The sequence below is a fragment of the Streptomyces sp. NPDC046860 genome, assembly GCF_040645115.1.
In the GTDB taxonomy this organism is placed as follows: domain Bacteria; phylum Actinomycetota; class Actinomycetes; order Streptomycetales; family Streptomycetaceae; genus Streptomyces.
On record NZ_JBEYXQ010000011.1, the window covers coordinates 230,108 to 236,971 of the forward strand.

Here is a 6,864-nt window from a genome sequence, read left to right on the forward strand (position 1 = left end):
CCGTACGGACTCAGTGCGTCTCGTAGATGCCCTGGTAGTGGGCGAGCGCCGCGTCCTGGACACGGCGCTCGCTCCACGTGGCGAAGCGGTCGGGCGCCAGACGGGCGGGGTCCACGAGGAGATCACCCTCGTCCAGCAGCATCCGGGCGAGCTGGTGGCCCACCCCGCCGGCGTGGGTGACCCAGGACGCCTCGGCGAACCACAGCCCCGGCACCCCGGCGGCGGGTCCCACCAGGGGCAGTTCGTCGGGGGTCATGGCGAAGACACCGTTGAGCCGCCGTCCCCGGGGCGCCGTACGGAACGCGGGCACCAGTGAGGTCGCCCGGTCCAGAGCGGCGCCGAAGTTGTCTTCCGGGAACGGGAGTTCCGCCGAGCTGAGACCGGCGGACGGCGTCAGCGGCAGGGGAGCGTGGGCGTAGCTGCCCAGCCCGTAACGGCGGCCGTGGCGGCGGGTGTAGACCGAGTGGTCGGGGTAGCGGACGATCGGTGTGTCCGTGAACGTGTCGTCCAGGCCGGGCAGTTCACGCGTGTACAGGTACGGGTGCTGGACCGCGGTCATCGGCAGCCGGACCCCGGCCCCGGCGGCGAGCACCGGCCCCCAGATGCCCGCGGCCAGGACGACCCGCCCGGCCGCGACCGGCTCGCCGTCCGTGCCGGCCCGTACCCCGACCACCCGCCCCCGCTCCGCCTCCAGCGCGCCCACATGGGTCTTGAACCGGAAGCGCGCCCCCGCCCGCTCCGCCTCCTCCACCAGCAGCCGCGTCAGCAGTACCGGGTCCACCGCGCCGTCGGACGGGACGAACAGCGCGCCCAGCGTCCGCTCCGCGTCGACCAGCGCGGGAGCCATCCCGACCGCCTCGGCCGCGTCCAGCACCCGCGCCTCCAGCCCGAGCCCGGCGCCGTGCTCCACGTCGCGGTGCGCGCGTTCCAGCCGCTCCGGACCGGTGGCGACCTCCAGACAGCCGACCTGCCAGTACGCCTTGCCGCCCGGCAGCGAGGCGTACTGCGCCACGCTGTCCCGCGCCAGCGCGCTCAGTTCCCGGCTCGCGCTGAGCTGCCCGACGAAGCCGGGAGCCAGACCGGTCGAGCCGGGCAGTTCCGTCCGGCTCCGCGCGTCGAACACCACCACGTCGTCATGGCCCAGCCGGGCCAGATGACAGGCGACCGACGCTCCCACCACCCCCGCGCCCACGACCACCACGCGCTCGGACGCCCGCTGTCCACCGCTCATCACGCACACCTTCCTGCCCACGCCGACCGGGGCACCAGAGTCCACCCGCGCCGACGGTGCGTACAGAGCCGCGGCCGCTCCGTGACAACGGCGACGGGGCCTCCGGGGTCACTCCCGCCGCGCGCACCGGCCGGGACTTAAGCGCGGGTTAATCGAGCATTAAACGTCGTTCGACAACGTTGTTGTTTGTTCAGATACCCGCTGCCCATGGGCGATTTGAGGGGATGTCGGGGCGGTTGGAGCCGGTGGGGGCGGGGCGTATGGTCGGGGCTTGCCGGAGGTGCCCGCCCCACGTGAGAGCGCTCTCAGACCCAAGGTCCGGTGTGTGCGGTGTGCCTCTCCGGCGCTCGTCCCTTCCCCCACGGCCGAGGGCGAGCCCCGTACGTCCCCCCACAGAGAACAGGGTGTGTTCTGCTCATGGCTGGTCATCGTTTACGCCGCTGGTCCGTCCGCGGTCTGGTCTGCGGGAGCGCCGCCGCGCTCGCCGCGGGCGTGCTGATCAACACCACGGGCCCGGGTGCCCACCGCGCCGACGCCGCCCCCGTGGCGCTCAGTTGGTCCGACGACTTCGACGGCGCCGCCGGCAGCGCGCCGGACAGTTCCCGCTGGACCCTGGAGACGGGCGGCGGCGGCAACGGCAACCACGAGCTGCAGTACTACACGAACAGCACCGACAACGCCGCCCTCGACGGCAACGGCAACCTGGTCATCACCGCCCGCAAGAACACCGACCCCAACCTGAACTGCTGGAACGGGCCTTGTCAGTTCACCTCCGCACGGCTGAACACCGCGAAGACCTTCACGCAGAAGTACGGCCGCTTCGAGGCGCGCATCAAGATCCCGCGCGGGCAGGGCATCTGGCCGGCCTTCTGGATGCTGGGCGACGACCTCGGCAGCACGGGCTGGCCGGGCAGCGGTGAGATCGACATCATGGAGAACGTCGGCAAGGAGCCCGCCACCGTCCACGGCACCATCCACGGCCCCGGCTACTCCGGCGCGGGCGGTATCGGCGCCGCGTACAACCTGCCCGACGGCAAGCCGTTCGCCGACGACTTCCACACCTTCGCGGTGGACTGGAGCCCGTCCGGCATCACCTGGTCCGTGGACGGCCAGAACTACCAGACCCGCACCCCGGCCGACGTGAACGGCAACAAGTGGGTCTACGACCACCCCTTCTTCATCATCCTCAACCTCGCGGTCGGCGGTGACTGGCCCGGCAGCCCCGACGCCGGCACCTCCTTCCCGCAGACGATGACCGTGGACTACGTCCACGTCTCCGCCCAGAACTGAGGTCCCGGGGCCGGGAGTCGCCGGACCCCGGCCCCCCGACCCTCCCCGTGTTGTCCCGGCCCCGGCCGGGTGCGTCCCCCACTGCAAGGAGTTCCCCGCATGTCGCCTCGTCACCAGCGCAACCTGACCCGCCGCAAGCTGATGTTCGCCCTGGGCGGCGCGGCCGTGGCCATACCCGCGGGCGCCGCGATCGCCCCCCTCGCCCTCGCCGACCAGCCGGGCGACAGCGGCGGCAACAAGACCCGCGCGGCGTCGGGTTCGCTTCCGGTGACCGTCGTCAACAACAGCGGCTCGTTCGCCAACGGCTCCGTGAACGTCTACGTCGTCGGCAACGTCGACGGCAAGCAGGTCCGCCTCAGGCAGGACGGCACCCTCGCCCCCATCGCCGTCTCCGACAACGGCGCCGACGGCTTCACCGACTACGCGATCCCGCTCGCGGGCAGCGGCGAGACCAAGCTGTCCCTGCCGTTCATGTCGGGCCGCATCTACGTCTCGCTCGGCGACAAGCTGAAGATGAAGGCCGTCACCGACGGCAACGGCAACGCGGCCCTGCAGTTCCCGGCCGGCTGGGTCGAGTCCGACCCCAACTTCGGTGTGCTGCACGACTGCGCCGAGTTCACCTACAACGCGGCCGGCATGTTCTGCAACACCACGATGGTCGACATGTTCAGCGTGCCGATGAACATCCGCCTCACCGGTGAGAAGGACCAGACGACCGGCAGCATCCGCGACGGCGGCCGCGCGGCGGCGTTCGCCGCGGTCAAGGAGGTCGCGGAGTTCTCCAAGCTCGTCGTGGACGACAAGCGCATCATCGCCCCCGGTCACGGGCTGGACGCCGGCCTGTTCGCCAAGGACTACTTCGCGCCGTACATCGACGAGGTGTGGTCCACCTTCACCGGCAAGGACCTGAAGATCACCACGAACGCCGGCACCTTCACCGGCCGCGTCCGCGGCGACCGCTTCACCTTCGACGGCCCGGCCTCGGTGTCCTTCGCCAAGCCCTCCACCCGTGACGTCCTCTTCTGCGACGGCAACCTCGCCGCCCCGAACGACGGCACCACCGGCCCCGTCGCCGCCGTCCTCGGCGCCGGCTTCAACCGCTCGACGCTGCTCACCGACACCGCGCAGCCGAGCACCGACCCGGCCGCCTTCTACCAGGGCGAGCTGACCAACCACTACTCCAAGGCCATCCACGCGGCCACCAAGGACGGCAAGGCGTACGGCTTCGCCTTCGACGACGTCGCCGACTTCGCCTCCTTCATCCAGGACACGGCCCCCTCGGGCTTCACGCTCACCCTGACGGCCTTCTGACCGGACCGGAAACTGGGACCGCTCCCCGCCGGCCGTCGAAGGCGGCGGGGAGCGGTCGCGTCGCGCGCGGTCGGCTCAGCAGGGGCGGATGTGCCAGACCGGCGTCCAGGACGCCGTCCCGCTCTGCGGTGCCCGGCTGCTCCAGCGCTCGGTGCCGTTCTCGTTGTAGAACTTGGCCACGGTGCCGCTGGACTGGTTGTTGTTGAAGTAGCCGTCCCCGAGGCCGTAGAAGTCGTAGTAGCCGCAGTAGTAGTAGTCGTAGAGCTTGCCGTTCCCGTCCTGGATGCACAGGTGCCCGGAACCGCAGCTGATCGCGGCCGAGCGGGGAGCGGCGAAGGTCACCGTGCCGCCGGGCATGGTCGCCTTGTCGGCGGCGGTCTGCTTCTCGCCGGGGTGGGCGGCGAGGTAGCTGTCGATCTGGCCCTGGACACCGGCCGCCGGTGCGGCCGAGGCGCTGCCGGCCAGCAACTGACTCCCCGCCAGCGCGACAGCGGCCGCCGTCACGGCAAGGACTTTGCGCACGCTCATGCTGAAACTCCCCGTGGTTGCGCACTCCGGCTGTCGCCACGGACGGCGGCAGTCCCGAAGGCGTGATCCATCGTGCCGAGGACGCGAGCCCGTCATGAAGGGTCAATCAGGTCAAACGGTGCGACAGGGGTTCCGTCAGGGGCGCACGCGAACGGACGGGAACGGGTCCGTGCACCATGAACCGTTTCGGCACCGTGAACCCGAAAGTTGCTCCGCAAACCCCGGTGAACGTCTCCCGCGCCCCAGGGGCCTCCTGTGCCCCGCGACCGTCCGCGCGCGATGACTGGTTGACGACGTCGGTGCCGCCGGGGCCCCGCTCGCCGAATCGCCCGCCGACGCGAGCCGTCCGGGCCACGGGACCCCCTGCGACGTACGGTTTCGACCGGTGGGGGAGTCACCGACGTCGCCCTGGAGGAACCATGACGCACGCCGCGGGTCAGGCGCCCCGCACCACCAAGGGCCTGAACGGGCACATGCTGATGGCGGCCGTGGTGTCCGCGATCAGCGGCCTGCTGTACGGCTACGACACCGGCGTCATCTCCGGCGCGCTGCTCCAGATCTCCGAGGAGTTCCACATCGGGAACACCATGAAGGAGGCCATCGCCGCCGGAATCCTGCTCGGCGCCGTCATCGGCTCCCTGAGCTGCAGCCTGCTGTGCGAGCGCTTCGGGCGGCACCGCACGATCCTGCTGATCTGCTGCGTGTTCATCGCCGGCAGTCTGACCTGCGCGGTCGCCCCCTCCGCCGTCGGACTCGCCCTCGCCCGCGTCCTGCTGGGCTTCGCGGTCGGCGGCGCCACCCAGACCGTCCCCATGTACGTCGCCGAACTGGCCCCCAAGGCGATCCGGGGGCGGCTCGTGCTCTGCTTCCAGCTCGCCATCGGCGTCGGCATCGTCATCGCCACGATCGTCGGCGCGAGCGAGGCCGTGTCCTGGCGGGTGTCGATCGGCGCGGCCGCCGCACCGGCGCTGCTGATGCTCCTGGGCCAGCTGCGGCTGCCCGAGAGCCCCCGCTGGCTCATCCTGCGCAAGGGCGACGCGGACGGCGCCGAGCGGGTGCTGAAGCAGCTGAGGCCCGAGGGGTACGACATCGGCTCCGAGCTGGACGAGATCACCTCCCTGGCCCGCCGTCAGCAGCGCACCGACCGGAGCCATCAGGGCTGGCGCGGGCTGCGGCGGGCGTGGGTGCGTCCGGCGCTCGTCGTCGGCTGCGGCATCGCCGTCTTCACGCAGCTCTCCGGCATCGAGATGATCATCTACTACGCGCCGACCATCCTCACCGACAACGGCTTCCCCCGCGCCGACGCCCTCCGGGTCAGCGTCGCCCTCGGCGTCGTCTACCTCGTGATGATGATCGTCGGGCTGTGGATCGTGGACAAGGTCGGCCGCCGCAGGCTCACCCTCGTCATGGTGCCCGGCGCGGCCGTCAGCCTCTTCGTCCTGGGCGGCTTCTACATCACCGGTCACAGCGGCCGCGCCTACGTCCCCGCCATCGTGGCCTGCCTGCTGGCCTTCATGTTCTTCAACGCCGGCGGACTGCAGCTGATGGGCTGGCTCACCGGCTCCGAGATCTACCCGCTGTCCGTGCGGGCCGCCGCCACCAGTGTGCAGTCGGCCACCCTGTGGAGCACCAACCTCCTGATCACCCTGACCCTGCTGACCATGATCAGCGCGTTCGGCGTGGGCCAGGTCTTCTGGATCTACGCCTTCTTCAACGTCGCAGCCTGGCTGTTCGTGTGGTGGAAGATGCCGGAACTGACCGGGCGCAGCCTGGAGGACATCGAGCAGCACCTGAAGGACCACGAGTTCCAGCCGGAGGACTTCGCCCGCTCCTGAGCGCCCCTCAGTGCGTCGGGCGGAAGCAGGCGGTGACCTCCTTGCCGCGCGGGCACGGGTAGGCGCCCCAGCTGTCGGCGAGGGCGTCCACCAGGAGCATGCCCCGCCCGCCGGTGGCCTCGCTGGTCGCCCGGCGCTGTTCGGGCAGCTCCGGCGAGGCGTCGTGCACGGTGACGTGCAGGCACTCGCTGTCCCAGGTCAGCACGAGCTGCGCCGTGGCCCGGGCGTGGACATGCGCGTTGGTCACCAGCTCGGACACGGTCAGCAGGACCGCGTCCACGGTGTCCGGCGCGCTCCGCGACCACGCCAGGCTCTCCAGGTGCCCGCGCGTCCAGTCGCGCGCCGCCTTCACCCCGCTGCTCACGGGGAGCGAGCGAGCCCAGCCCACGGCCCGCAACGAGGATTCACTCGGTCGAATTCCGCCCACGTCCATGACATCCGCCTTCCCCGGGATCGCCCCGGCACCCGTGGCAGCCGCCGGTTGCGCCCGGACCGCTGCCCCCGGGCCGACGAAGCGGGCCCCGGTGCGGAGGACTTCCGTCCGCACCGGGGCCCGCCATGTCACCGCGGACGCGCTAGGCCGTGTCCGCAAAGTGGCGCCTGGCTCGCGACGCCTGGCACGCACGCTCGCGGCGTTGTCGGGATCGCCCTCGTACATCCAGTACGAGG

5 protein-coding genes and 1 pseudogene are annotated in these 6,864 nt (G+C 71.2%); 3 read left to right on the forward strand and 3 right to left on the reverse strand.

Features of this window, described 5'->3' with window-relative positions; all coding sequences use genetic code 11:
• Positions 1-10: 10 nt before the first annotated feature.
• Positions 11-1,231, reverse strand: a complete 1,221-nt coding sequence (locus tag ABZ898_RS18585; RefSeq protein ID WP_361659509.1) for an FAD-dependent oxidoreductase — start codon at positions 1,229-1,231, stop codon at positions 11-13.
• 417 nt (positions 1,232-1,648) lie between these two features.
• Between ABZ898_RS18585 and ABZ898_RS18590 the strand changes: the two are divergent.
• Positions 1,649-2,503: pseudogene (locus tag ABZ898_RS18590) on the forward strand (glycoside hydrolase family 16 protein); the annotation flags it as partial.
• A gap of 117 nt (positions 2,504-2,620) precedes the next feature.
• Positions 2,621-3,832 carry a beta-1,3-glucanase family protein gene (locus ABZ898_RS18595; protein ID WP_361659512.1) on the forward strand — a complete coding sequence of 404 codons (1,212 nt, stop codon included), beginning with the start codon at positions 2,621-2,623 and terminating at the stop codon, positions 3,830-3,832.
• A 75-nt stretch (positions 3,833-3,907) separates the two neighbouring features.
• Here the strand turns inward: ABZ898_RS18595 and ABZ898_RS18600 are convergent, their stop codons facing one another.
• Positions 3,908-4,360 carry a hypothetical protein gene (locus tag ABZ898_RS18600; RefSeq protein ID WP_361659515.1) on the reverse strand — a complete coding sequence of 151 codons (453 nt, stop codon included), beginning with the start codon at positions 4,358-4,360 and terminating at the stop codon, positions 3,908-3,910.
• A 419-nt stretch (positions 4,361-4,779) separates the two neighbouring features.
• Here ABZ898_RS18600 and ABZ898_RS18605 point away from each other — a divergent pair, with 419 nt between their 5' ends.
• The gene (locus ABZ898_RS18605; protein WP_361659518.1) at positions 4,780-6,195 is read left to right on the forward strand and encodes a sugar porter family MFS transporter; all 1,416 of its coding nucleotides are present in this window, start codon (positions 4,780-4,782) and stop codon (positions 6,193-6,195) included.
• Positions 6,196-6,202: 7 nt separating this feature from the next.
• Here ABZ898_RS18605 and ABZ898_RS18610 read toward each other — a convergent pair whose 3' ends face one another.
• Complete coding sequence (locus ABZ898_RS18610) at positions 6,203-6,628, reverse strand: ATP-binding protein (RefSeq protein ID WP_361659521.1); 426 nt, start codon at positions 6,626-6,628, stop codon at positions 6,203-6,205.
• Positions 6,629-6,864: the final 236 nt, after the last annotated feature.